Consider the following 24231-nt stretch of genomic DNA (forward strand, 5'->3'; position numbering starts at 1 on the left):
CTAAGATAAGGCGAGAGGCGCGAGGCCGGCCACCCCTTCGCCCCGTTTACGGGGAGAAGGTAAGGATGAGGGGCGGCGCGACCTCACAAACTGACGCCTTCCGTAGCCCCTCACCTCCATCCTCTCCCCGTAAACGGGGCGAGGGGGCTCATATGTCGAGCTCGATCTCCAACCCCCCTCATCTCGCCCAACCCCTTATCTTAGCGCCTATGGACGTCTCGTCCGCATCTTCCTTCTCTCCAGCGGGGCGCTTCCAAGAGCGGACGAGACGTCCGCGCACCCGGGAAGAGGCTTTACAGCCTGGCGATGTCGCCCCGAGCCCAGTTTTCCTTGGTCTCCGCCTTGAACGCGGCAAAGCGCCCTTCGGCGATGGCGGCGCGCATGCCGGCCATCAGCTCCTGGTAGTAAGCCAGGTTGATCCAGGTCAGCAGCATCATGCCGAGGATCTCGTTGGCCTTGGTCAGATGGTGCAGATAGGCCCGGCTGTAGTCGCGCGCGGCCGGACAGGAGGAAGCCTCGTCCAGTGGGCGTGGATCCTCGGCATGGCGGGCATTCTTGAGATTGACCTTGCCGAAACGTGAATAGGCCAGGCCATGGCGCCCGGCCCGGGTCGGCATCACGCAGTCGAACATGTCGATGCCGCGCGACACGCTTTCGATCAAATCGTCCGGCGTGCCGACGCCCATCAGATAGCGCGGCTTTTCACGCGGCAGATGCGGCTCGACGGTTTCGATCATGTCCAGCATCACCGCCTGCGGTTCGCCGACGGCGAGGCCCCCGATGGCGTAACCGGGGAAGCTCATGCCCGAAAGAGCCTGCGCGGAGGCGATGCGCAGATCGGGAATGTCGCCGCCCTGCACGATACCGAAGATCGCCTTGCCGGGCTGGGTGCCGAAGGCGCGCTTCGAGCGTTCGGCCCAGTCAAGCGACAGCCGCATGGCTCGCTCGATGTCCTTGCGGGTCGAGGGCAGGCGCACGCATTCGTCGAGCTGCATGATGATGTCGGAATCGAGCAGGGTCTGGATCTCGACCGAGCGCTCCGGCGTGAGACGATGATGGGAGCCGTCGATATGGCTCCTGAAGGTGACGCCGTTCTTGTCGAGCTTGCGCAAACCCGCCAGCGACATCACCTGGAAACCGCCGGAATCGGTGAGGATCGGCCCTTGCCAGCGCGAGAATTCGTGCAGGCCGCCGAGCGCCGCGACCCGCTCGGCGCCGGGGCGCAGCATGAGGTGGTACGTGTTGCCGAGGATGATGTCGGCGCCGAGGTCCTTCACCTGGTCGATATACATCGCCTTGACCGTGCCGGCGGTGCCGACCGGCATGAAGGCCGGTGTGCGCACGCTGCCGCGCCCCAGATGCAGGGCGCCGGTACGGGCGGCGCCCTCGGTGGCGTGGATGGCGAAGGAGACCTCGGCGGTGGCGGTCGTTTCAGGAGTTTTCAGCATGGCGCCCGCCATAGCAGACTGGCATCGCCATAGGAATAGAAGCGATAGCCCGTGGCGATGGCATGGGCATAGGCCGCCTTCATGGTGTCGTAGCCGGCGAAGGCCGAGACCAGCATCATCAGGGTCGAGCGGGGTAAATGGAAATTGGTCATCAGGGCATCGGCCGTGCGGAAGTCATGGCCTGGCGTGATGAAGATGGAAGTCTCGCCGGCGAAGGGCTTGATGATTTCGTCCGCCGCAGCAGCGCTTTCGAGCAGGCGCAGCGAGGTGGTGCCGACGGCGATGATGCGCCCTCCCCTCGCCTTGCCTTCATTGAGCGCTTGCGCCGTCTCGGCGGTCACAACCCCGAACTCGGCATGCATCTTGTGTTCGGATAGATCCTCGCCCTTCACCGGCAGGAAGGTGCCCGCGCCGACATGCAGCGTGACGAAATGGCGGGCAATGCCGGCCGCATCCAGCCTTGCAAACAGGTCCGGGGTGAAATGCAACCCGGCCGTGGGAGCGGCTACCGCGCCATCAGCCTTGGCATAGATGGTCTGGTAGTCCTCGCGATCCTGGGCATCCTCGGCTCGCTTGGAGGCGATATAGGGCGGCAGGGGAATGTGGCCGACGGTGGCGATCGCCACGTCCAGCTCGGCGCTTTCGAGTGAAAATCGCAGTGTGACCTCACCGCCTTCGCCCTTTTCCTCGACGGCGGCACTCAGATCTTCACCGAATTCGATGGTGTCACCCACGGCCAGGCGCTTGCCGGGGCGGGCGAAAGCCTTCCACTGCGCCGGCCCGAGGCGCTGGTGGAGCATCGCTTCGATGGTGGCCCCTGCCCCGCCCGGGCGGCGACGCAGGCCATCCAGCCTGGCGGGGATGACCTTGGTGTCGTTGAAGACCAGCATGTCACCCGCACGCAGCAGCGTCGGCAGCTCGGACACGGTGCGATCGGCGAGCGTGTTGCCGAGGGGATCGACTTCGAGCAGGCGCGCCTGATCGCGCGGCTCGGCGGGGCGAAGCGCGATGTTTTCGGCAGGAAGATGAAAATCGAAATCGGAAACGCGCATAGTCAACGTCCAAGCAACCCAATTTGACGGTGCTTTGTTACAGGGCGTCATTGCGAGCGCCGCGAAGCAATCCAGGCTCTGCGTTTCATGGCACCTGGATTGCTTCGCGGCGCTCGCAATGACGTTTTAAACTACAAAGGGCATCACCGGATCTCTCCGGTGATGCCCGATCTTCTGTCTCGGCTTTGTTCAGGCGATGTCGGCCTGAACGCGCATCGAGACGATCTTGTCGGGGTTCACCACCGGCTCGCCGCGCTTGATCTTGTCGACATTCTCCATGCCTTCCACGACCTTGCCCCAGACCGTGTACTGGCGGTCGAGGAACTTGGCGTTGTCGAACACGATGAAGAACTGCGAGTTGGCGGAGTTCGGCATCGAGGAGCGGGCCATCGAGCAGATGCCACGCACATGCGACTCGTCATTGAACTCGGCCGGCAGGTTCGGGTGCTTGGAGCCACCGGTGCCGCGGCCATCGGGGCAGCCGGCCTGCGCCATGAAGCCATCGATGACGCGATGGAAGACGATGCCGTCATAGAACTTCTCGCGGGCGAGCAGCTTGATGCGCTCGACATGCTGGGGCGCAAGGTCCGGGCGCAGTTCGATGACGACACGGCCCTGCGTGGTTTCCATGACGATCGTGTTTTCGGGATCAGCGGCCATCGGCACGCTCCTTTCTATCGGAAAGCGAAGTGGAATGACGGCTAGATAATCTCTGGCCGCCCGTCTTGCAATTGGCGAATGCAGTCGATGCCGGCCTTACTTGGCCAGTTGCATCTTGATGATCTTGTCGGGGTTGCTGACCATGCCGTTGTCATTGGCATCGCCCTTCTTGATCTTGTCGATGGCATCCATGCCCGAAACCACCTCACCGACGATGGTGTACTGGCCATCGAGGCTGGCCTGCGGGGCATACATGATGAAGAACTGCGAATTCGCCGAATTCGGGTCGGAGGAGCGGGCCATGCCGACGACGCCGCGCACGAATTTGGCCTTGTTGGTGAACTCGGCCTTGAGGTCGGGCAGGTCCGAGCCGCCGGTGCCGGTGCCGGTGGGATCACCGGTCTGTGCCATGAAGCCTTCGATCACGCGATGGAAGACAATGCCGTTGTAGAAACCGCGCTTCACCAGCGTCTTGATCTGCTCGACATGCTTGGGCGCCAGGTCGGGGCGCAGCTTGATGGTGGCACGGCCATACTGGGTGTCGAGATAGACCGTGTTGGCGTCGGCCTGCGCTGCCTGGGCGGGAGCCGCAGCGAAGAGGCCGATCATCACGGCCAAAGCGGAAAGAAAACGAAGCAAGGATTGTCTCCCTCGGAGGCGGAATGGATTGCGGATAGTTGAAGCGTCGACCTCAAGATCGGCACTCCAATGGAACGTTAGGAGGCCGGCTTGGCGAACCGGGCCTTCAGGCGACGCAGCACGCCCGCCGGCACGAATCCGGAGACGTCGCCGCCCATGGCTGCGATCTGGCGTACAAGCGTGGCGGTGATAGGGCGCACGATCGGCGAGGACGGCAGGAAGACGGTCTGCACACCGGGTGCCAGGGCCGCATTCATGCCGGCCATCTGCATTTCATAGTCGAGATCGGTGCCGTCCCTGAGGCCGCGGATCAGCAGGGTCGCTCCTACGCGCCGGGCCGCATCGACGGCAAGATCGGCGAATGTGACCACTTCCAATCGATCGGGACCGAGCAACGGGCCGCAATCCTCGCGGATCATGTCCATGCGCTCTTCGGCCGTGAACAAGGGGGCCTTGCCCGGATGCACGCCAATGGCGACCACCAGCCGATCGGCCACGGCCGCGGCATGCCGGATGACGTCGACATGGCCGTTGGTCAGGGGGTCGAAGGAGCCTGCATAGAAGGCCGTCTTGGGCGTGGCATGGGCTGAGGTCATGGCGCTCTCATTGTTGGGGCCTGTCGTTCGTCATGGTTTCACGTTTGCGAAGAGGAATTCTAACCGAAGAGACGAAATTCGAGGACGCAAGTCCTACGGTTTGGTCGCTTCGCTTGCTGCAACGCGGCGCCTTGCCAGCATTTTCTCCCCCAGCCGGCCATTTCTGGCCTCATTGAGCTCTCCACACCATTACGAACGACACGCCCTTAGGCTTAAGCCGAAGATCCAGGCATCCAGAATGTTTCATTTTGGTACACTCTGCGCCGACCATTGAGATGAGGCTCGTCTGCCGAAGGCAACGAAAATCGTTCCGATGATCGATTGTTCAGGGAACTTTCTGGCTGGACACCGCATTATCCGAGGCACGACACAGTTCAAGCGAAATGCCTCGGAATTTGCAGTTCAACGGGTGAATCCTGCCCCAAAACGGTTGATGCACATGGCCCTCGCTGTTCTCATCTCCACCGCCCTTTCCCGCGCAGACGCCAGGTCCGCGAGGACGGCGTGTGCGAAAGCGCACGGCGAGTCACGGCCGCATCATGGTTAATGAGTCATAAGTGATCAAACAAGGTTGAGACATACCTGAACTGATAGGATGCATGGCTATGACAACCCTTCGCCCAGCCCTGGCAATCGGTGCAAGCCTCTTCGCTCTCGCCGCCGCCTCTCTTCTCGATGTGGCCCGCATGCAACCCCAGCAGGTTGCCGCCAGCCGCGGTGACAGGCTGAACGTTGCATCCCTCGCTGCCGATTGCAGCAAGAATTCAATCATTGCCGCCTGCGCAGGCGACGCCGCTGCCAAGCAGGCGATGCCGCCGGTGACGCTGGTCCAAGTTTATCAGGACACCGGCAAGACCACGCTGGTCAAGGTCAAGCTGCCGCAATGATCCCCTCATTATCCCTCGCATCATCCGTAACCTGCGGTGATGCGATGGCTTCCTCCCTCCAAGACCGCCGGTTCGGCTGATCGCAAAAGCCCTTCCGGAACTTACAAACGGCACCCTTCGCGGGGTGCCGCTTTTTTTGTTTGGGGCTATTCTTCGCCGCCTTCCTCGTCTTCGTCACCCTCATCGCTGACGCGCTCGACGGAGACGACTTTTTCCTCCTCGGCCGTGTTGAAGACGATGACGCCTTGCGAGCCGCGTCCGACGATGCGGATGCCCTCGACCGGGCAGCGGATGAGCTGGCCGCCATCGGTCACCAGCATGATCTGGTCGCTGTGCTCGACGGCATAGGAGGACACCAGCTTGCCATTGCGCTGGTTGACGGCCATGGCCACGATGCCTTTGCCGCCACGGCCGGTGATACGATATTCGTAGGAGGAAGAGCGCTTGCCATAACCATTTTCGGAAATGGTGAGGATGAACTGCTCCTCGGCCGAGAGCTGGGCGTAACGCTCGGTGGAGATTTCCACGGAGGTATCGCTCGTCTCCTCCGTCTCATCGACGCCGTTGTCGCCGTTTTCGGTCTCACCGGCCACGGCGCGCCGCATCTTGAAATAGGCGGATCGTTCCTCGGGAGAAATCTCGCGATGGGCGATGATGTCCATGGCGATGACGGTGTCCTCACCCTCCAGCCTGATGCCGCGCACGCCCATGGAGTCGCGCCCCTTGAACACGCGGACATCGGGCACTGGGAAGCGGATGCATTGGCCGAGAGCCGTGGTGAGCATGACGTCGTCTGCCTCGGTACAGATCGAGACGTCCCTGATCTGCTCGCCTTCCTCCAGCTTCATCGCGATCTTGCCGGCGCGGTTGACCTGGACGAAATCCGAAAGATCGTTGCGCCGTACCGTGCCGGATGAGGTGGCAAACATGATGTGCAGCGTCGCCCACTGGTTCTCGTCCTCCGGCAGCGGCATGATCGAAGTGATCCGCTCGTCCGCCTCGATCGGCAGGAGGTTGATGAAGGCCTTGCCGCGCGCCTGGGGCGCTGCCAGCGGCAGACGCCAGACCTTCTCCTTGTAGACGCGTCCCTTGGAGGAGAAGAACAGTACCGGCGTGTGGGTGTTCGCCACGAACAGATAGGTGACGAAATCCTCTTCCTTGGTCTGCATGCCGGAGCGGCCCTTGCCGCCGCGGTGCTGCGCCCGATAGGTGGAGAGCGGCACCCGCTTGACATAGCCGGCATGGGACACGGTCACCACCATGTCCTCGCGCTGGATCAGGTCCTCATCCTCGAAATCGGCATCCGAATCGAGAATCTCGGTCCGACGCGGCGTGGCATGGGCAGCCTTGATTTCCTCGAGTTCCGTGCGGGCGATCGCCATGATGCGCTCGCGAGAGCGCAGGATGTCGAGATAATCGCGGATCTGGTCGGCGAGTGTCTGCAATTCGTCCCCGATCTCGTCGCGGCCGAGAGCTGTCAGGCGGGCCAGGCGCAGTTCCAGGATGGCGCGGGCCTGAACATCCGAGAGGCGATAGGTGCCGTCCTCGTTCATCGGATGCTTGGGATCGTCGACCAGCAGGATCAGGGGGGCGATGTCCCCCGTCGGCCAGTCGCGCCCCATCAGGGCCTCGCGGGCCGTGTTGGGATCCGGGCTGGTCCGGATGATGCGGATGACCTCGTCGATATTGGCGACGGCGGTGGCAAGGCCGCACAGGACATGGGCGCGGTCGCGCGCCTTGTTCAGCAGATATTTGGTGCGGCGGCTGATCACGACCTCGCGGAAGTCGACGAAGGCCGAGATCATGTCCTTGAGGTTGAGCAACTCGGGGCGGCCGCCATTCAGCGCCACCATGTTCGCCCCGAAGCTGGTCTGCAGCGAGGTGAAGCGGTAGAGCTGGTTCAGCACCACCTCGCCGACCGCGTCACGCTTGAGTTCGATGACGAGGCGCATGCCCTGGCGGTCGGACTCGTCGCGGACTTCGGCGATGCCCTCGATCCGCTTCTCGCGCACCAGTTCGGCGATGCGCTCCTGCAACGTCGCCTTGTTGACCTGGTAGGGAATGGCGGTGACGATGATGGCGTCGCGGTCCTTGCGGATTTCCTCGATCGTGGCGCTGGCGCGCATGATGATCGAACCGCGGCCGGTGTTGTAGGCCGAGCGGATGCCCGAACGGCCGACGATGTTGGCGGCGGTCGGGAAATCGGGGCCCGGGATCAGTTCCATCAGATCGTCGATGGTGATGGCCGGATTGTCGATATAGGCCAGGCAGCCGTCGATCACCTCGCCGAGATTGTGGGGCGGGATGTTGGTGGCCATGCCGACCGCGATGCCGCCGGCACCGTTGACCAGCAGGTTGGGAAAGCGCGCCGGCAGGACGGACGGCTCTTCCTTGGTGCCGTCATAGTTTTCCTGGAAGTCGACAGTATCCTTGTCGATGTCGTCGATCATCGCCACGGCGGCCTTCGACATGCGCGACTCGGTGTAGCGCATCGCCGCCGGCGGATCGCCGTCCACCGAGCCGAAATTGCCCTGCCCGTCCACCAGCATCAGGCGCATGGAGAAGGGCTGGGCCATGCGGACCAGGGCGTCGTAGATCGACTGGTCGCCATGGGGGTGATACTGACCCATGACGGCGCCGACGATGTTGGCCGACTTGACGTATTTGCGGTCGGGCGTGTGGTTGTTCTCGTACATGGAATGCACGATGCGCCGATGGACCGGCTTCAGGCCGTCACGCACGTCAGGCAGGGCACGGCTCACGATCACGCTCATGGCGTAATCGAGATAGCTGCGCCTCATCTCGTCGGTGATGGAAGTCGAGCGGATGTCGGACGGTTCCCCGTCATCCGGCCTCTTGTCGTTTTCGTCAGTCAATGCACGGCCTCAAACCGATTCTGCGGCGTCCTCATGAACAAATCGCGTCTTGGGAAAACGCTCCTTGCTCACGCTCTTCGTTCTCGACGCGTCCCAAGGCAAAATGCGCTCAAGCATGAACGCCAATTTGCTCTAGCCCCTTGTTTCGACGCATCTTTGCGATTTGAAGTCGTCCGTTCAAATCGCAAAACGCTTTGGCGACTCTCAGTGATTCCATTAAATCGCCAAACGCTTTAGCCCATTCCGCCCCCCGGTACCACCCTGGCGCTTCCGGTGCCAACAGCATTCTTCGATTTGTCTTTCAAAGGGTTATTCGCGACTCTTACCGAATGCTCTGGAGCCGAAAAACATGGCATGCGTGAGGCGAGCGGCCCTGACGATGAAAGCACCTGCTCATGCGGGCTTGCGCCCGCATACCCCGGTTGCGCATCCGTAGAAGAACTTCCGGTAGTCAACCTGCAGACCTTCCGCCTCCAGCATGCGGGCGAAGGCGGATGCATCGCCGAAATTGGTGCTGTAGGTGCCGATCATGGCGAAGTCCTGGGCTCCCTTCAGCAGGAAGCGCTCGATCATGGGCAGCACCATCTTGAGATGGAACAGATAGAGCGGACGAAGCCACCATCCCTTGGGATCGGAGGCCTCGATCAGCGAGAAACAACCGCCCGGCTTGAGGCAGCGGGCGATCAGGGCTGCAAGCTTGCGATGCTGGGCAGGATTGAACGTCTTCAGACCGAAGGTCGAAATCACGAAATCCGCGCTGCTGTCAGGTAAATTGCTGGACAGGACGTCATCTTCGATGAAGGCGATCTTGTGGGCCCGGTGAGCATGAAGGCGGGCCATGGCGCGCTGATGCATGCCCGTGGAGATATCGACGGCGACGATGCTTGCGGTCGTCGGATGGCGTTTCAGGAGATGAGGCCAGACCTCGCCGGTGCCGGCCATGAGATCATAGCCCATGGCAGCCGGAGCTGGCGGCGCCGGCAGCGCCTCGACGCATTGCCGGCGCCAGCGTTCGGTGAAGCCGAGCGAACACCAGGTGCTGAACGCGATATATTTATCGGAACAGCGATCGAAGACGCCTTTTACGAATTGGGGGTCGTAGATGTCCTCGGCCATTCGCCACCGCCATCAGAGTTTCGTGACGCCAGAGTCCTGACCTCATCTCGACCTCAACCATGGTCCATGACACAGCCGCTAGGGCAGCAGGATCGAGGATCCTGTCGTGCCCCGCCCTTCCAGATCCTCATGAGCCTTGCGGGCATCCTTGAGCTGATAGCGCTGGTTGACGGGGATCTTCACCTTGCCGGAGGCGACCGTCTCGAACAGGTCGCCGGCCGTCGCCAGCAGGTCGGCGCGTTCGGCGACATAGGTTCCCAAGGTTGGTCGGGTAGCAAAGAGCGAACCCTTCTGGGACAGGAGCAGCATGGGAACCGGCTCGACGGGGCCGGAGGCGTTGCCGAAGGAAACCCACATGCCGAGCGGCCGCAGACAGTCGAGCGAACCGGGGAAGGTATCCTTGCCGACGCCGTCATAGACCACCTCGCATTTGTGGCCATCGGTGATGTCGGCCACCCGCTTCACCCAGTCCTCGCTGCGGTAGAGAATGGTGTGGTCGGCGCCGTTGGCGCGCGCCAGCGCGGCCTTTTCTTCCGAGCCCACCGTGCCGATCACCGTCGCGCCGAGCGCCTTGGCCCATTGGCACAGGATCAGCCCGACACCGCCCGCGGCCGCATGCACCAGGACCGTCTGGCCGGTTGAGACCTTGAAAGTGCGCCGGATCAGATATTGCGCCGTCATGCCCTTGAGCATCATGCCGGCTGCCTGCTCGTAGGAAATCGCCTCCGGCAACGGCACGAGCCGGTTGGCGGGATAGGTGCGCTCGGAGGCATAGCTGCCGACGGCACCGGCATAGGCCACGCGGTCGCCGGGCTTGAATTCGCCCACCCCCTCGCCGACCGCGATCACTTCCCCCGCCCCTTCCGCGCCGAGGGTGAACGGCAGGGACGGCGCCTTGTAGAGGCCGGAGCGGTAATAGGTATCGATATAGTTCACGCCGCAGGCGTGCTGGCGGATCAGGACCTCGCCGGCGGCGGGCAGCGGCGTGGCGACCTCCTCATAGGTCAAAACCTCGGGGCCGCCGGTCTGATGAACGCGAATGGCTGCGGGCATGGCAAATACCTGTGGTTGAAATCACGTGATGAAACGAAGGGGCGCTTTCAGGTGGCTTGCAGCATGGCTCGACGTCCTGCCACCCGACGATGTTACCGACGCTTGCGATGATGTCCAGGGCCGCCGGAAGTCATGTGAACACCCGGGCCTCGGATACTACTTGGCCATGCGATCATGAACCGGTGCCGTGCGGAAATATCCGAGGATCAGGAAATAGACGCCGATGATGCAAAGCGCCCAGGTGACCCAGGGGGCCGGATCGACATTCTCCCAGATCGCCATGATTGCCAGCACGGACCATACCACCAGCAGGATCAGCGTGGGCAGCCTCAGCTTGGCCACGCGCAACGGATGCACGAACACGAAGGACGCGAAGGTCATCAGGCCGAGTGCCAGCACCGCCAGGAAGATGATCGTCATGGAGAGGATCGTCGGCTCGGCCGGGCTGAGCAGGAAGAAATAGAACACGATCAGGTTCCACACCGCCGGAAAGCCCTTGAACCAGGCGTCCTCCGTCTTCATCTCGTTGTCGGCGAAATACATCGCGCTGGTGAGAAGAATCACGGCCATGGCGATGAGGTTGAGCACATTGCTCGAACCGCCCAGCATGCCCGAACTGTAGAGGGCATAGGCCGGGACGATGACATAGGTCAGGTAGTCGATGATCAGATCGAGAGCGACGCCCGACCAGCGGGGCGAGGCTTCGGTGATGTTGATCTTGCGGGCAATCGTGCCGTCGATGCCGTCCACGAACAGGGCGAGCGCCAGCCAGGCGAACATCGTGCGCCAATCGTGCTGGACAGCCGCTATCAGGGCAAGAAATCCCCACAGCACGCCGCTGGCCGTAAACAGATGCACACCGAAAGCCAGCCGCTTCTGCTGCGGGGTTATCGGATTGCCGGAAGATATAGGAGGTGATGAAGCCAACGCTGCTCGGATTCTCTACTGAAGGAGCGTCATCATATCGCCACATAACCCCGGCGCTAGAATATTTTCGTCTCCAGGCCCGGGTGCCCACAAGAACGTCTGCGCAGGCACGTCCGTCCACCATGCGATCTCGCAGGGGCGGCCAGCGGTTGACACATCCCCTCCCCGGCACCATCACTGCACGAACCACCCACATCGCCGAGTCGGAAGCCGAAAACGAGCGCGCGATCCATGGAATGGCCCGGACTATCTCTGGCGTCCACCGATATGCTCGGAGCGCCCCCGTGGTTCTGGGCGATCTTCGCATCGTCCATCACCGTCATTCTCATCTTCGATCTGGGCTATCTCAATCGCCGCATTCCGGTGCTGTCGCTCGGCCAATCGATTGGTTTGACGGCGGCCTATGCCGTGCTGGCCGCCATGTTCGGTTGCGGCGCATGGCTGTATTTCGGCCCGGAGAAAGGATCGCTGTTCTTCACCGCCTATGCGCTCGAGCAGTCGCTTTCGATCGACAATGTCTTCGTGATGTCGGTGATCTTCGCCTTTTTTGGCGTGCCTCGACGATATCAGCATCGCGTGCTGTTCTGGGGGATCGTCGTCGCCATCGTCCTCAGGGGCATCTTCGTCGGCTTGGGCGCGGCGATCGTGGCGCGATTTGCCTGGGTGCTCTATCCGTTCGGCCTCTTCCTGGTCGTGACCGGGCTGCGCATGCTGCGCGGCGTGGACGAACAGGTGGACCTCGACCAGAACAAGGCGGTTGCCTGGTTCATGCGCCATTTGCGCATGACGACGAAAATCGAGAACGAGCACTTCTTCGTTCGCCTGCCCGATGGCGACGGCAAGCCCGTCCTGCACGCGACACCCCTGTTCGCCGCCTTTGCGGTGATCAACGTGGCGGACATCGTCTTTGCCGTGGACAGCGTGCCGGCGGTGCTGTCCCAGACGCAGGATCCCTTCATCGTCTACACCTCGAACATCTTCGCCATTCTCGGTTTGCGGGCGCTCTATTTCGTCATCGACGCGCTCATCGCCAAATTTCGCTATCTGAAGGTCGCGTTGGCGGCATTGCTGGTTTTTATCGGCGTCGTGATTTTCTATGAGCGCCTCGTCGGCGAGTTCGACAATGTGCTGACCATGGCGATCACCTTCGCGACGCTGGGGATCGCCATCCTCGCCTCGATCGCGACATCCGCGAAAACCTGATCGCATCAACCGGATCGGGCGAAGCCCCGTCATGTCGATGTTCGAATTGATCGCATGCGACGGCCTGCATCTGGTATAGACAACTTAGTCCTTGCGCTGATGCGGCAAACTCTGTAAGGACCCGGCTTCGCTTCGGCCGGAGGCTGAACGGATGGCTGCGCTTGCGCAGAGGAACCCCCAGGGTTCCGGCATCCCGTGTCTTCGCCCTCTTAAGACATTCCTCGACGGCCTGCCGGGTCACGAGGGGCTTCGCGCCAGGCGAACGTGACAACCACGACGCGTTGTAACCAAAGGACAGGCCATCTCATGCCGAATTACGAGCATGTCTTCCTGGCTCGCCAAGACGTGACCTCCCAGCAGGTCGAAGCGCTGACCGCCCAGTTCAAGGGTGTCATCGAAGCGCATGGCGGCACCGTCGGCAAGACCGAATATTGGGGCGTCAAGTCCCTGCAGTATCGCATCAAGAAGAACCGCAAGGCTCATTTCACGCTGCTGAACATCACCGCGCCGCATGCGGCCCTGGCTGAAGTCGAGCGTCAGATGTCGATCTCCGAAGATATCCTGCGCTTCCTCACCCTTTCCGTCGACGAGCTCGAGGAAGGTCCCTCGGCCATGCTGCGCAAGTCCGATCGCGACGAGCGTCGCGACGACGACCGTGGCTTCGGCTTCGGTGGCGGCCGTGGCGGCCCCCGTTCGGGCGGCAATGATCGTGGCCCGCGCCGCGAGCGCTTCGAAGGCTCTTCTGAAGAGCAGCAGGGAGAAGAGTGATCATGGCTACCGCACCTGGACGCCGCCCCTTCTTCCGTCGCCGCAAGACCTGCCCGTTCTCGGGCCCGAATGCGCCGAAGATCGACTACAAGGACGTTAAGCTCCTGCAGCGCTACATTTCCGAGCGCGGCAAGATCGTTCCTTCCCGTATCACCGCGGTTTCGGCCAAGAAGCAGCGCGAGCTGGCTCAGGCCATCAAGCGCGCCCGTTTCCTGGGCCTGCTGCCCTACGTGATCGGCTGATGACTTTGCGGCGAGGCGCTTTTGTGCCTCGCCGCCTATCTCCAACGACAGTCAGCCGGGCGATCCGGCCATGGCTGGGGTCTTCACCACAAGACCTCTAACCGCGACAGCGGGACAGCTCGACGATGCAACGCGATATTCCTATCGGCCTTGGTGCCGGCCTTGCCGCAGCCATCCTGGCGCTCGCTCCCCTGAGCGGCTCGGGCTTCGGCATCTTGCTCTCGGTTCTCTCCGCGTTGCCGATCACCCTGGCCACGCTGTGCTGGGGATACCGTGCCGGCCTTGCCGCCGCCATGGCAGTGCTGGCCCTGGTTGCCTCGGGCGTCGCCGCCCAATCTCCCGATTCCTCCCCCTTCCGTCTCGCCCTGCAGTTCGGTGTTTCCCGAGCCCTGCCGGCCTGGGGACTGGCTTATCTCGCCGTCGCCGGTTATGGCGACAGTGCGATTGATCGTGCGCCCCTCTCGCTTGGCACCTTGGCGGTCGTCGCTGCCGTGCTGGGAATGGCAGGGACCCTTTTCGGCATCCTCGCACTCGGCTCGACCCCCGAACAGGCGCTGGCCAATCTGCGCACCGAACTCATGCAGGCCTATCGCATCATGATGGGCGGATCGAAGGATCAACCGATTCCCGCCAAGGATGGCGTGGATCCGGAAGCGTTCCTGCAGGTCTTCAGCGTGATCCTGTTGCCGCTCGCCGCCTTGTTCACCACGGTGTCCAATCTTGGAGGCCTGTGGCTGTCGGCACGCATTGCCCTGATCTCGGGCCGCCTGCCTCGTCCCTGGCCCGACGTGGCGGCTGAAATCCGCCTGCCGATCTGGTCGCTGGGCCTGTTGGCGATTGCCAGCGCCGTTTCGCTGCTTCCAGGCACGGTCGGCTTTGCCGGGCAGTTGCTGCTGGCAGCGTTGCTCGGTGCCTTCCTGGTCCAGGGATTTGCCGCGGTGCATGTCCTGACACGGGGCGGCGCCATGCGTCCGCTGATCCTGGCCGTGACCTATCTGCTGTGTGTGTTCCTGTCCTGGATCGCGATGCCGCTGATGATCGTGTTCGGCCTGGTCGAGACTTTCTTCAATCTGCGCGGCCGCTTTGGCGACCGCTCCAATACCCCCAGTACCCCCCGATAGACGAACAAAGGAGATAAACATGGAAGTCATTCTGCTGGAGCGCGTTTCCAAGCTTGGCCAGATGGGCGAGACCGTGAAGGTGAAGGACGGCTATGCCCGTAACTTCCTTCTGCCCAACAACAAGGCCCTGCGCGCCACCAAGGCCAACAAGGAGCGCTTCGAGAACGAGCGCGTGCAGCTCGAAGCCCGCAATCTCGAGCTCAAGAAGGAAGCCGAAGCCGTTGCCGCCAAGCTGGAAGGCCAGACCTTCACGCTGATCCGCCAGGCTGGCGAGACCGGCCAGCTCTACGGTTCGGTCACGGCTCGCGACCTTGCCGAGACCTCGACCACCGGCGGCTTCACCGTGGCTCGTTCGCAGTTCGTGCTGAACACCCCGATCAAGACCATCGGCCTGCACAAGGTGCTCGTCCACCTGCATCCGGAAGTGGAAGTCACCGTCACCGCCAACATCGCCCGTTCGCCCGAAGAAGCCGAGCGTCAGATCCGCGGCGAAGACGTGCTGGCTCCGCAGGACGACGAGGACACCTTCGAGAACCCCGAGGACATCGAGATCCCCGGCGTTCCCGGCACCGGCGAGCAGCCCGAGGTCTGATTCTCGGCCCTTCGACACGATCAAGAGCCGGGCGCTTGTCGCCCGGCTTTTATTTTGCGCGGTTGTGAATCACTGTGAATTGCCGATCAAAGGCCAAGGGGAGCGGTTAGCGTGCTAAGCTTGCCGCCCGACGAATCACGATCCCAAGAGCCTGATGTCCACACCTGTCGAAGCCACCGTACACAAGCTCGAGACCGGCCAAGCCGTGACCTTTCGGCAGGCCCCCAGCAATGTCGAAGCCGAGCAGGCCCTGCTCGGCGCCATTCTGGTCAACAACGAAGCATTCTACCGGGTTTCCGACTTCCTGCTGCCCGAGCATTTCTTCGACCCCTTCCATCGCAGGATCTTCGAGATCGCCTCGAGCCTCGTGCGCGCCGGCAAGATGGCGACGCCCATCACGCTGAAGACCTTTCTCGGTCCGGACCAGGACATTGGCGGGCTCACCACGCAGCAATATCTCATCCGCCTCGCCACTGAAGCGACCACAGTCATCAACGCGGCCGATTATGGCCAGATCATCTATGACCTCGCTCTCCGGCGCTCCCTGATCCAGGTCGGTGAGGAACTGGTCAACGTCGCTTATGACGCCCCCGTCGACATGACCCCCGGCGACCAGATCGAGGAGGCAGAGCGCCGGTTGTTCGCTTTGGCCGAGACCGGACGCAACGAAGGCGGTTTCTCGACCTTCTCGGATGCGCTGAAGGATGCCATCGACATGGCCTCCGCCGCCTATCAGCGCGATGGACAATTGTCGGGTCTTGCCACCGGCCTCGACGATCTCGACCGGATGATGGGCGGCCTGCAGCCCTCCGACCTGATCGTCCTCGCCGGGCGTCCCGGCATGGGCAAGACGTCGCTCGCCACCAACATCGCCTACAACATCGCCAAGAACTACAAGTTCGAGATCCAGCCCGACGGCTCGCGCAAGACCATCGATGGCGGCGCGGTCGGTTTCTTCTCGCTGGAAATGTCGGCCGAGCAGCTCGCCACCCGCGTCGTGGCCGAACAGGCCAACGTGCCCTCCTACAAGATCCGGCGCGGCGACCTTTCCGAGGACGAGTTCAGCCGTCTCGTCACCGCCAGCCAGGACATGCAGACGACGCCGCTCTATATCGACGACAGCGGCGGCATCTCCATCGCCCAGCTCGTGGCGCGTTCGCGCCGCCTGAAACGCCAGCGCGGCCTCGATCTCCTGATCGTCGACTACATCCAGCTCCTCACCGGCTCGGGCAAGAAGGGCAGCGAGAACCGTGTGCAGGAAATCACCGAGATCACCACGGGTCTCAAGGCGCTGGCCAAGGAATTGAACGTGCCGCTCATCGGCTTGTCCCAGCTCTCGCGCCAGGTGGAATCGCGTGACGACAAGCGCCCGCAGCTCTCCGACCTGCGTGAATCCGGCTCGATCGAGCAGGACGCCGACGTGGTGATGTTCGTGTTCCGCGAGGAGTACTACGTGAAGAACAAGATGCCGAAGGAAGGCAGCGAGGAGTTCTTCAAATGGCAGGCCGAGATGGAAAGCCTGGCCGGTGTCGCCGAAGTGATCATCGGCAAGCAGCGCCACGGTCCGACCGGCACCGTCAAGGTGCAGTTCGACGCCGATGTCACTCGTTTCGGCAATCTTGCCCGCACCGATCATCTGCCGATCCAGACTGGCGAATAGGCGTCGACCATCTGGAAGGCGCGATCTTTGCGGTCCCGCCTTCCGCCAGATTCCAACCCGCTCTATGGTCTGCGCATGACCGATTCCCTGCCTCCTGTTTATGCCCGCCTGACCATCGACACCGACGCCCTCGCCGCCAATTGGCGGCGTTGCGGGCAGCAGCGGCCCAAGGCCGAATGCGCGGCCGTGGTGAAGGCCGATGGCTATGGCCTGGGCATCGACAATGTCGTACCCGCCCTTAGCCGGGCTGGCTGCGCTACCTTCTTCGTCGCCCAGATCGACGAAGGTATTCGCGTGCGCAAGCTCGCTCCGGATGCCACGATCTATGTCCTGAGCGGCCTTGCGCCCGGCCATGGCGACAGGTTTGCCGCGAATGCCCTGAGGCCGGCCTTGGGCTCGCGCGAAGAGTTGCGGGAATGGTCCGCCTTCGTTGCCGCCACCGGCTGGCAGGGAGGTGCCGCTTTGCACGTGGATACCGGCATGTCCCGGCTCGGGCTGCGCATCGACGAAGCCCATGCCCTGGCCGCGGAGGGAGAGCTCTTCAGACCTTCCCTGCTGATGAGCCACCTCGCCTGCGCCGATACGCCCGAACATCCGCTCAATGCCAGGCAGTTCGAGGCTTTTGCCGGCGTCAGATCGCTCTATCCGGATGTGCCCGCCTCGCTCTGCAATTCCTACGGCACCTTCCTGCCGGCAGAGATCGGCTACGATCTGCTGCGTCCGGGCGTGGCGCTGTACGGCTCCAACCCCCTGCCCGGTCAACCCAATCCAATGCGGCCGGTCATCACCCTTTCAGCTCAGGTCCTGCAGGTTCGCAACGTGCTTCCCGGCGAATATGTCGGCTATGGCGCGACCTGGACGAGTCGACAGCCCGCCCGCATTGCGATGGTGGCTATCGGCTATGCCGACGGCTACATGCGTTCGGGCTCCTCCTCCGACGATTTCGACTCAGCGCTGGCGTATGTCGCAGGCAAATACTGCCTGATCGCCGGACGCATCTCGATGGACATGACGGCGATCGACGTGACTGATCTGCCGGCAGACACGGTGAAACGGGGCGATTGGGTTGAACTGATCGGGCCGCATCTGCCGGTCGATGAGGTGGCACGCCGTGCCGGTACGATCGGCTATGAGATACTCACCAGCCTGGGGACTCGCTATGATCGGCACCTGGCGGTCTAGGCGATAGCGCCTGCCCTTGCCGTCGGTCGCCACAGGCGTTGCTCGGGAAGAATGCAATGATCGACCATTTCGGTTTTCCGGTTCGTGACTATCGGCGTTCCCGCGCTTTCTACGATCAGGTTCTCGCGCCGCTCGGCTATTCGGTGCAAAAGGAAGTCACGCGGGAGATGACCGGCAGCACGGCCCATTGCGGCTATGGCGAGAACGGGCGGCCTCAGTTCTGGATCGGCGACGGCGAGACCAGGGAAGGCAGCTTCCACATTGCCTTTGCCGCGAAAAACAAGGAGGCCGTCGACGCCTTTTATGCCGCCGCATTGGCGGCCGGCGCGCGCGCCAATGGCGCGCCTGGAATTCGGGCCCATTACCATCCCAACTACTATGCAGCCTTCGTGCTCGATCCGGATGGCCATAATATCGAGGCGGTCTGCCACCTGCCCGGCTGACGGGGCTCTTCCTTGACGGACCGGTGAAGGTCGATGCCGTCGATCTTCGTTGCACACATGTGTCGCGTCGAGTGAGCTTGTTTCTCTACGAGATTGTTCCCGGGCTTCCCGCTTTCGACAGCGATGTTGACTTTCATCGCTGTCTTTGACAATCGAGATTTTGCAACACGCTGCTCTTAACCCCTCATTTGAGAGCTTACGGAAAGTAATCTCATGCCGATTGCATCGGATGTCATCGCTGCTATTACAGATTTTGCGATGGCGCGCATCAATATATTATTGATGATGGCGACGTTCGTATCGGGTGGAGTGTTTGCTTTCTTGTTCTTGCTGGCGGATACGGATGTAAGTCGCAATATTCGAGGGTTTCTTCGCTTTTTTATGCCTGCTTCGGGGTGGTTGAGCCACTCGACGAAAATCGACGTTCTCCTGTACTTCATCATCAAATTCTCTTTTCGATGGGTGGCTCTTTTCGCAGCGATCCTGACCACGTTCCTGGCTGAGAAGGCCGGTGCGGCGCTGAGTGCCTGGTTCCAGTTCGATCAGAAATTGCAAGCCGGGCCGGTGACGATTGTCATATTATGTATAATTATGTTTATGTTCTCCGATCTCGGAGAATTCATAAGTCATTATACCCAGCACAAAAATCGTTATCTTTGGGAATTCCATAAGATTCATCACTCGGCCACTTTCCTGACGCCGCTTACTGCCTCGCGCGTGCATCCGGTGGGTGTACTTCTCGATGCCGTATTCATCGGCCTATGCCGAGTCATACCGGTTACCTTGATCGTATTCTTCTATGGTCTTTCCATCGTCGAGCTCCTGGCGATGCAGGCGAGCGCATCGCTGATCTTCTCGCTGCTGACATTGGGTACGCTCCAGCACACGCATTTTTCCATCAGCTTCGGGATCCTGGACCGTATCTTCATCAGTCCCCGCATGCATCAGGTCCATCACAGCGTGGCCCGCAAGCACTGGGACAAGAATATGGGTTCGAGATTGTCGATCTGGGACTGGATCGCCGGCACGGCCTATCTGGCGTCGCGGGATGAAGTGCAGAAATACGGCATCGGCACGGTGGAGGACGAGCGCGGCGACTATCAGAGGGTCTGGTGGTGCTTTCTCGGCCCGATCGTGAAATGCGCTGTCGCCATGCGGCGTGCCGTCACGCGGACAAAGCGCGTGATACTGCGCCCGGAGCGGGCCGGCGGCGAGTGAGGCTGCTGCTCGGGAATGCGGCTGGGCCTTAGCTCTTGTGTTCCAGCAACACCTGGCCGCGCTGTTGTATCAGCGTGGTCACCTTGTCTGCCAGCATGGTCAGGAAGATCGGCAGCAGGATGCTCACCGTCACCGTGTCGTCGCCGACATCGACGCTACCCGAAATGGTCTGCTTGAACACGCTCAGGCGGCACTCGAACCTGTCACCGTTCCAGGTTTCCTCGAGCGCCGTGAATTGCCCGGCATAGCTGTCGCGCAGTTGCGCAATGCCATCTTCGATGCGCTTGCGGGCAGCTGCACGGCCAAGGCTGTGAGGAATGGTGACGGTCAGCGGGCGCGACATGGGCTGTTCCAGGGTGTGGTGCGTGGTAGCCAAGATATAGGTTGTGGCTCGACGTGCCTGCAAGGGGAGGTCGTTCCTGGCCTGTGGGTTCAATTCTTGGCCTGTGGATTGCACTTGCAGGCCTGGGCGGCGGCAGGCCAGGGGCGGTCTGTCGGATTTGATCAGACTCGACCCGCCCGCTAGAAGGGCATCATGGCCAAACGAAGCCCCTCCTTCATCTGTCAGAATTGCGGTGCCGCCTATAATCGCTGGCAGGGCAAATGCGATGCCTGCGGCGAGTGGAACTCGATTGCCGAGGAAACCAGCGCCATCGCAGCCGTTCCCGCCTCGCAGCGTCCAAAAGGACGGGGACGCGTCTTTGCGCTCGAAAGCCTGACGGGATCGACCGACGAAGCGCCGCGCCTGGTCTCGGGGATCGGGGAACTCGACAGGGTCACCGGTGGAGGCTTCGTGCGAGGCTCGGTCCTCCTGTTGGGAGGCGATCCCGGCATCGGCAAATCCACCCTTCTGATCCAGGCCTGCGCGGCGCTTGCCAACCGCAACGCCCGGGTCATCTATATTTCGGGCGAGGAAGCTGCGGCGCAGGTGCGGCTGCGGGCGGAGCGGCTGGAGCTTGCCAGTGCACCGGTGGAACTGGCCTCCGAGACCTCGGTCGAGGACATCCTGGCGACCTTCGAGCACGGCCCGCCGCCGCGCCTGGTCGTCATCGATTCGATCCAGACCATGTGGACGGACACGGTCGAATCGGCGCCTGGTACCGTCACGCAGGTGCGCGGTTCGGCGCAGGCCCTGATCCGCTACGCCAAACGGTCCGGCAGTACCGTCATTCTCGTCGGCCACGTCACCAAGGACGGGCAGATCGCCGGCCCGCGCGTCGTCGAGCATATGGTCGATGCCGTGCTGTCGTTCGAAGGCGATGGCGGGCGTGATTTCCGCATCCTGCGCGGCGTGAAGAACCGCTTCGGTCCCACCGACGAGATCGGCGTGTTCGAAATGACCGGGCTCGGCCTGCGCGAGGTGACCAATCCCTCCGCCTTGTTCCTGTCCGAACGCGACCTCGGATCACCAGGCACGGCCGTGTTCGGGGGCATGGAGGGTACGAGGCCGCTTCTGGTCGAGATGCAGGCCCTGGTAGCGCCGACGAGCCTCGGTACGCCCCGGCGTGCGGTCGTGGGATGGGATTCCAGCCGCCTGTCCATGGTGTTGGCCGTGCTAGAAGCCCATTGCGGCGTCAAGCTGGGGGGGCACGATGTCTATCTCAACGTGGCCGGCGGCTTGCGCATCCAGGAGCCCGCGGCCGATCTTGCCGTGGCGGCAGCTTTGATCTCCTCTTTGACGGGCGCTCCCCTGCCCGCGGATGCCGTGTATTTCGGTGAAGTCTCGCTGTCTGGATCCGTCCGTCCGGTTGCGCATATGGGCCCCCGTTTGAAGGAAGCGGCCAAGCTCGGTTTCCATCGAGCCGTCTGTCCTGTGCCCGGAAACGAGTCGGGTTCGGACAGTGGCATGCGGGTGAACGGCGTTGCCTCACTTGCGACACTTGTTGCGGATATTGCCGCCTCCAAGCAAAATTCTCGCACCTCGCCCGCAGGCGGGTGAGGTGCGAGAATTTTGCGGATGTTTGAAACCTTGTCGATTCTCCGAGCGTGACCTGCCGGGCCACGCTCGGAGAATCGACTTGTGAAAGCCAAAGGCGGAAATCCACTAAAGTTTCGCCATGAAGCGGGCATTTCCGCCGATTGCGCTGCAGCAAATGGGTGACGCCGTGTCGAACCGTCGTTATAGAAAGGCGCGCGGCCTTGTCTGTCGCGTCGCCTATGCAGGTATTTGCAGTGTTTCCCGGTAAATCCCATTCGTGGGCTTTACCGGGAAACACTGCTTCCAAATCAGGATAGACCGCCAATGCCCGTAACGCTGCTGGATCTGATCGTCATCGGCGTCATGCTGATTTCGGCCCTTCTCGCAATGGTACGAGGCTTCACCCGCGAAGTTCTGGCCATTGCCGCCTGGGCCGCTGCCGCAATAGCCACCTTGTTGCTGTTCTCGCGGGTGCTGCCGCTGGTCACGCCCTATATCAAGAACGATACGCTGGCTCGTATCGCGACAGGTGCCGGCATCTTCCTGCTCGTTCTCCTGATCGCCTCCTTCATCACGATCCGTATCTCGGACATGATCCTGGACAGCCGGATCGGGGCGATCGATCGGACCTTCGGTTTCCTGTTCGGTGCGGCCCGCGGTCTTCTGCTCGCCATCGTCGCCTTCATCTTCTTCAGCTATCTGGTGCCGCCCAAGTCGGAGCCGACCTGGGTGCAGGATGCCAAATCCCGCCAGCTTCTGGTGTCCGGGCGCGACTGGATCCTTACCCTGTTGCCGAGCGATCCCGAAAACGTGATCCTCAAGCAATTGCGAGCCAATGAAGTGATCGGGCCTGGTGCCGACACCAACACCAATACGCAGGAACCGGATCCGGATGCCGCCGGCGCTCCCGCCGCTCCGCAGACCCAGCCGGCAACCCCAGCTCCGGCGGCGCCTGCGCCTGCACAATGATGCGATTGCATTGCCACAGTAAACTTCCCAGCAGGTATGCTGGAAAAGTCGATCGGTGGTATTATCTCAATGTCGAACGGAGCGGCGAAACCTGGTTTCGGGCCGCTCACCCTTTTTTGGAGAAAAAATCCAAGTGAGCGCCATGGCCCGTGACAACGACGATCTGGATCTCGACGCCGACCGCCTGCGTGAGGAATGCGGTGTGTTCGGCATCTTCGGACACAGCGAGGCAGCGGCGATCACCACCCTCGGTCTCCATGCCTTGCAGCATCGCGGGCAGGAAGCCTGCGGCATCGTCACCTTCGACGGTGTGCGCTACAATTCGGAACGGCGGCTCGGGCTGGTCGGCGACACCTTCTCCAAACGCGAGGTCATCGAGCGCCTGCCCGGCTCCCAGGCCATCGGCCACACCCGCTATTCGACGACGGGCGGCACCATCCTGCGTAATGTGCAGCCCTTGTTCGCGGAGCTCGAGGGCGGCGGTTTCGCCGTAGCCCACAACGGCAATCTCACCAACGGACTGACGCTGCGCCGTGAACTGATCGCCCGCGGCTCGATCTTCCAAGCTACCTCGGATAGCGAGGTGATCTTGCATCTTGTCGCGCGCTCGACACGCGAGAAGTTCATCGATCGCTTCATCGATGCCCTGTTCCAGATCGAGGGGGCCTATGCCTTTGTCGGCCTGACCAACCACATGCTGGTCGGCGCCCGCGATCCGCTCGGCATTCGCCCCCTGGTGCTGGGCGAACTCGATGGCTGCTACATTCTTGCTTCCGAGACCTGCGCCCTCGATATCATCGGTGCCCGCTTCGTGCGCGACATCGAGAATGGCGAGGTCGTCATCATCACCAAGGACGGCGTAGAATCACTGAAGCCCTTCCCGCGCGTGCCTCCCCGGCCCTGCATCTTCGAATATATCTATTTCGCCCGTCCGGACTCCATCGTTCACGGCCGCAGCGTCTATGCCGTGCGCAAGAACTTCGGCGCCCAGCTTGCCGCCGAAGCCAGCGTCGAAGCGGATGTGGTGGTGCCGGTGCCGGATTCCGGCGTTCCCGCGGCGATCGGCTATGCCCAGGCGGCGGGCCTGCCCTATGAACTCGGCATCATCCGCAACCACTATGTCGGACGCACCTTCATCCAGCCGACCCAGGCCATCCGCGAAATGGGCGTGCGCATGAAGCACAGCGCCAATCGTTCGGTCATCGAAGGCAAGCGTGTCGTGCTGATCGACGATTCGATCGTGCGCGGCACCACGTCGGTGAAGATCGTGCGCATGATGCGCGATGCGGGGGCCAAGGAAGTGCATTTCCGCATTTCCAGCCCGCCCATCACCCATCCCGACTATTACGGCATCGATACGCCCGACAGGGAAAACCTGCTGGCGGCGCGAATGGATCTGGAAGCCATGCGGGCCTATATGGGTGCCGACTCACTGGCTTTCCTGTCTGTCGATGGCGTCTACAAGGCATGCGGTTACGACCAGCGTGACTCTGTCCGCCCGCAGTTCACCGATCATTGCTTCACCGGCGACTATCCGACCTTCCTGACCGATGTGGTCGGCGAAGGCGCCAAGCAGCAGTTCTCCCTGCTCGCCGAAGCAAGCTGACGCGTCTCCACCCCGGTCCGGGGTGGGCACAGCAGCCCTATCCATCTTGTGAGTT

At 62.1% G+C, this 24231-nt stretch carries 23 protein-coding genes; 13 read left to right on the forward strand and 10 right to left on the reverse strand.

Features of this window, described 5'->3' with window-relative positions; all coding sequences use genetic code 11:
- Positions 1–293: 293 nt before the first annotated feature.
- The 5 genes from tgt to coaD all read right to left on the reverse strand — a co-directional run bounded on the left by tgt (position 294) and on the right by coaD (position 4395).
- The gene (tgt, locus tag BA190_RS26560; protein ID WP_068295402.1) at positions 294–1448 is read right to left on the reverse strand and encodes a tRNA guanosine(34) transglycosylase Tgt; all 1155 of its coding nucleotides are present in this window, start codon (positions 1446–1448) and stop codon (positions 294–296) included.
- On the reverse strand, positions 1442–2500 hold the full coding sequence (queA, locus tag BA190_RS26565) for a tRNA preQ1(34) S-adenosylmethionine ribosyltransferase-isomerase QueA (RefSeq protein ID WP_068295032.1): 1059 nt from the start codon (positions 2498–2500) through the stop codon (positions 1442–1444). Before queA ends, tgt begins: the two co-directional genes overlap by 7 nt.
- A gap of 189 nt (positions 2501–2689) precedes the next feature.
- The gene (locus tag BA190_RS26570) at positions 2690–3160 is read right to left on the reverse strand and encodes a peptidylprolyl isomerase (RefSeq protein WP_068295034.1); all 471 of its coding nucleotides are present in this window, start codon (positions 3158–3160) and stop codon (positions 2690–2692) included.
- Positions 3161–3256: 96 nt separating this feature from the next.
- Positions 3257–3799 (reverse strand): peptidylprolyl isomerase, encoded by a 543-nt coding sequence (locus BA190_RS26575; protein ID WP_068295036.1) that lies wholly within the window; start codon positions 3797–3799, stop codon positions 3257–3259.
- 77 nt (positions 3800–3876) lie between these two features.
- Positions 3877–4395, reverse strand: a complete 519-nt coding sequence (gene coaD / locus BA190_RS26580) for a pantetheine-phosphate adenylyltransferase (protein WP_068295038.1) — start codon at positions 4393–4395, stop codon at positions 3877–3879.
- 605 nt (positions 4396–5000) lie between these two features.
- Between coaD and BA190_RS26585 the strand changes: the two genes are divergently transcribed.
- A complete protein-coding gene (locus BA190_RS26585; RefSeq protein WP_068295041.1) occupies positions 5001–5282 on the forward strand; it encodes a hypothetical protein in 282 nt (93 codons plus the stop codon).
- Between the two features lie 146 nt (positions 5283–5428).
- Here BA190_RS26585 and gyrA read toward each other — a convergent pair whose 3' ends face one another.
- From gyrA to BA190_RS26605, 4 genes are all read right to left on the reverse strand, one after another.
- Positions 5429–8083: a DNA gyrase subunit A gene (gene gyrA, locus BA190_RS26590; RefSeq protein WP_245314967.1), complete on the reverse strand. Its 2655-nt coding sequence runs from the start codon at positions 8081–8083 to the stop codon at positions 5429–5431.
- Positions 8084–8551: 468 nt separating this feature from the next.
- On the reverse strand, positions 8552–9274 hold the full coding sequence (locus BA190_RS26595; protein ID WP_068295049.1) for a class I SAM-dependent methyltransferase: 723 nt from the start codon (positions 9272–9274) through the stop codon (positions 8552–8554).
- Positions 9275–9352: 78 nt separating this feature from the next.
- Complete coding sequence (locus tag BA190_RS26600) at positions 9353–10327, reverse strand: quinone oxidoreductase (RefSeq protein ID WP_068295051.1); 975 nt, start codon at positions 10325–10327, stop codon at positions 9353–9355.
- A gap of 156 nt (positions 10328–10483) precedes the next feature.
- Positions 10484–11185 (reverse strand): phosphatidylcholine/phosphatidylserine synthase, encoded by a 702-nt coding sequence (locus BA190_RS26605; RefSeq protein WP_245314965.1) that lies wholly within the window; start codon positions 11183–11185, stop codon positions 10484–10486.
- A 336-nt stretch (positions 11186–11521) separates the two neighbouring features.
- Between BA190_RS26605 and BA190_RS26610 the strand changes: the two genes are divergently transcribed.
- The 9 genes from BA190_RS26610 (at position 11522) to BA190_RS26650 (ending at position 19683) form a co-directional block, all read left to right on the forward strand.
- Positions 11522–12457, forward strand: a complete 936-nt coding sequence (locus BA190_RS26610) for a TerC/Alx family metal homeostasis membrane protein (RefSeq protein ID WP_068295062.1) — start codon at positions 11522–11524, stop codon at positions 12455–12457.
- Between the two features lie 306 nt (positions 12458–12763).
- The gene (gene rpsF / locus BA190_RS26615) at positions 12764–13225 is read left to right on the forward strand and encodes a 30S ribosomal protein S6 (RefSeq protein ID WP_068295064.1); all 462 of its coding nucleotides are present in this window, start codon (positions 12764–12766) and stop codon (positions 13223–13225) included.
- Between the two features lie 2 nt (positions 13226–13227).
- Entirely contained in the window at positions 13228–13467 is a 240-nt protein-coding gene (rpsR, locus tag BA190_RS26620; RefSeq protein ID WP_068295067.1) for a 30S ribosomal protein S18, read from the forward strand.
- 125 nt (positions 13468–13592) lie between these two features.
- A complete protein-coding gene (locus tag BA190_RS26625) occupies positions 13593–14588 on the forward strand; it encodes a DUF2232 domain-containing protein (RefSeq protein WP_068295070.1) in 996 nt (331 codons plus the stop codon).
- A 19-nt stretch (positions 14589–14607) separates the two neighbouring features.
- Entirely contained in the window at positions 14608–15180 is a 573-nt protein-coding gene (rplI, locus tag BA190_RS26630; RefSeq protein WP_068295073.1) for a 50S ribosomal protein L9, read from the forward strand.
- Between the two features lie 154 nt (positions 15181–15334).
- A complete protein-coding gene (locus tag BA190_RS26635; protein ID WP_068295076.1) occupies positions 15335–16840 on the forward strand; it encodes a replicative DNA helicase in 1506 nt (501 codons plus the stop codon).
- A 75-nt stretch (positions 16841–16915) separates the two neighbouring features.
- A complete protein-coding gene (gene alr, locus BA190_RS26640; RefSeq protein ID WP_068295405.1) occupies positions 16916–18022 on the forward strand; it encodes an alanine racemase in 1107 nt (368 codons plus the stop codon).
- A gap of 56 nt (positions 18023–18078) precedes the next feature.
- The gene (locus BA190_RS26645) at positions 18079–18465 is read left to right on the forward strand and encodes a VOC family protein (RefSeq protein ID WP_068295078.1); all 387 of its coding nucleotides are present in this window, start codon (positions 18079–18081) and stop codon (positions 18463–18465) included.
- A 213-nt stretch (positions 18466–18678) separates the two neighbouring features.
- A complete protein-coding gene (locus tag BA190_RS26650; protein ID WP_068295081.1) occupies positions 18679–19683 on the forward strand; it encodes a sterol desaturase family protein in 1005 nt (334 codons plus the stop codon).
- Between the two features lie 28 nt (positions 19684–19711).
- On the opposite strand, the gene BA190_RS26655 is transcribed toward BA190_RS26650, so the two are convergent.
- On the reverse strand, positions 19712–20026 hold the full coding sequence (locus BA190_RS26655; RefSeq protein ID WP_068295084.1) for a polyhydroxyalkanoic acid system family protein: 315 nt from the start codon (positions 20024–20026) through the stop codon (positions 19712–19714).
- Between the two features lie 192 nt (positions 20027–20218).
- Between BA190_RS26655 and radA the strand changes: the two genes are divergently transcribed.
- From radA to purF, 3 genes are all read left to right on the forward strand, one after another.
- Positions 20219–21622: a DNA repair protein RadA gene (gene radA, locus BA190_RS26660; protein WP_068295087.1), complete on the forward strand. Its 1404-nt coding sequence runs from the start codon at positions 20219–20221 to the stop codon at positions 21620–21622.
- 303 nt (positions 21623–21925) lie between these two features.
- On the forward strand, positions 21926–22570 hold the full coding sequence (locus BA190_RS26665; RefSeq protein WP_068295090.1) for a CvpA family protein: 645 nt from the start codon (positions 21926–21928) through the stop codon (positions 22568–22570).
- Positions 22571–22712: 142 nt separating this feature from the next.
- Positions 22713–24176 carry an amidophosphoribosyltransferase gene (gene purF, locus BA190_RS26670; RefSeq protein ID WP_068295094.1) on the forward strand — a complete coding sequence of 488 codons (1464 nt, stop codon included), beginning with the start codon at positions 22713–22715 and terminating at the stop codon, positions 24174–24176.
- The last annotated feature ends 55 nt before the right edge of the window (positions 24177–24231 follow it).

Source organism: Labrys sp. WJW (assembly GCF_001676615.1).
Taxonomy (GTDB): Bacteria; Pseudomonadota; Alphaproteobacteria; order Rhizobiales; family Labraceae; genus Labrys; species Labrys sedimenti.

What these genes read in the sequence shown, in the direction of transcription:
- rpsR (WP_068295067.1), top strand. Translation starts at nt 13,228, where the DNA reads ATGGCTACCGCACCTGGACGCCGCCCCTTCTTCCGTCGCCGCAAGACC.
- coaD (WP_068295038.1), bottom strand. Translation starts at nt 4,395, where the DNA reads ATGACCTCAGCCCATGCCACGCCCAAGACGGCCTTCTATGCAGGCTCC.
- radA (WP_068295087.1), top strand. Translation starts at nt 20,219, where the DNA reads ATGGCCAAACGAAGCCCCTCCTTCATCTGTCAGAATTGCGGTGCCGCC.
- BA190_RS26595 (WP_068295049.1), bottom strand. Translation starts at nt 9,274, where the DNA reads ATGGCCGAGGACATCTACGACCCCCAATTCGTAAAAGGCGTCTTCGAT.
- BA190_RS26610 (WP_068295062.1), top strand. Translation starts at nt 11,522, where the DNA reads ATGCTCGGAGCGCCCCCGTGGTTCTGGGCGATCTTCGCATCGTCCATC.
- BA190_RS26570 (WP_068295034.1), bottom strand. Translation starts at nt 3,160, where the DNA reads ATGGCCGCTGATCCCGAAAACACGATCGTCATGGAAACCACGCAGGGC.
- rplI (WP_068295073.1), top strand. Translation starts at nt 14,608, where the DNA reads ATGGAAGTCATTCTGCTGGAGCGCGTTTCCAAGCTTGGCCAGATGGGC.
- purF (WP_068295094.1), top strand. Translation starts at nt 22,713, where the DNA reads ATGGCCCGTGACAACGACGATCTGGATCTCGACGCCGACCGCCTGCGT.
- BA190_RS26625 (WP_068295070.1), top strand. Translation starts at nt 13,593, where the DNA reads ATGCAACGCGATATTCCTATCGGCCTTGGTGCCGGCCTTGCCGCAGCC.
- tgt (WP_068295402.1), bottom strand. Translation starts at nt 1,448, where the DNA reads ATGCTGAAAACTCCTGAAACGACCGCCACCGCCGAGGTCTCCTTCGCC.
- BA190_RS26585 (WP_068295041.1), top strand. Translation starts at nt 5,001, where the DNA reads ATGACAACCCTTCGCCCAGCCCTGGCAATCGGTGCAAGCCTCTTCGCT.
- BA190_RS26655 (WP_068295084.1), bottom strand. Translation starts at nt 20,026, where the DNA reads ATGTCGCGCCCGCTGACCGTCACCATTCCTCACAGCCTTGGCCGTGCA.
- BA190_RS26635 (WP_068295076.1), top strand. Translation starts at nt 15,335, where the DNA reads ATGTCCACACCTGTCGAAGCCACCGTACACAAGCTCGAGACCGGCCAA.
- BA190_RS26650 (WP_068295081.1), top strand. Translation starts at nt 18,679, where the DNA reads ATGCCGATTGCATCGGATGTCATCGCTGCTATTACAGATTTTGCGATG.
- BA190_RS26645 (WP_068295078.1), top strand. Translation starts at nt 18,079, where the DNA reads ATGATCGACCATTTCGGTTTTCCGGTTCGTGACTATCGGCGTTCCCGC.
- BA190_RS26600 (WP_068295051.1), bottom strand. Translation starts at nt 10,327, where the DNA reads ATGCCCGCAGCCATTCGCGTTCATCAGACCGGCGGCCCCGAGGTTTTG.
- alr (WP_068295405.1), top strand. Translation starts at nt 16,916, where the DNA reads ATGACCGATTCCCTGCCTCCTGTTTATGCCCGCCTGACCATCGACACC.
- queA (WP_068295032.1), bottom strand. Translation starts at nt 2,500, where the DNA reads ATGCGCGTTTCCGATTTCGATTTTCATCTTCCTGCCGAAAACATCGCG.
- BA190_RS26665 (WP_068295090.1), top strand. Translation starts at nt 21,926, where the DNA reads ATGCCCGTAACGCTGCTGGATCTGATCGTCATCGGCGTCATGCTGATT.
- rpsF (WP_068295064.1), top strand. Translation starts at nt 12,764, where the DNA reads ATGCCGAATTACGAGCATGTCTTCCTGGCTCGCCAAGACGTGACCTCC.
- gyrA (WP_245314967.1), bottom strand. Translation starts at nt 8,083, where the DNA reads ATGAGGCGCAGCTATCTCGATTACGCCATGAGCGTGATCGTGAGCCGT.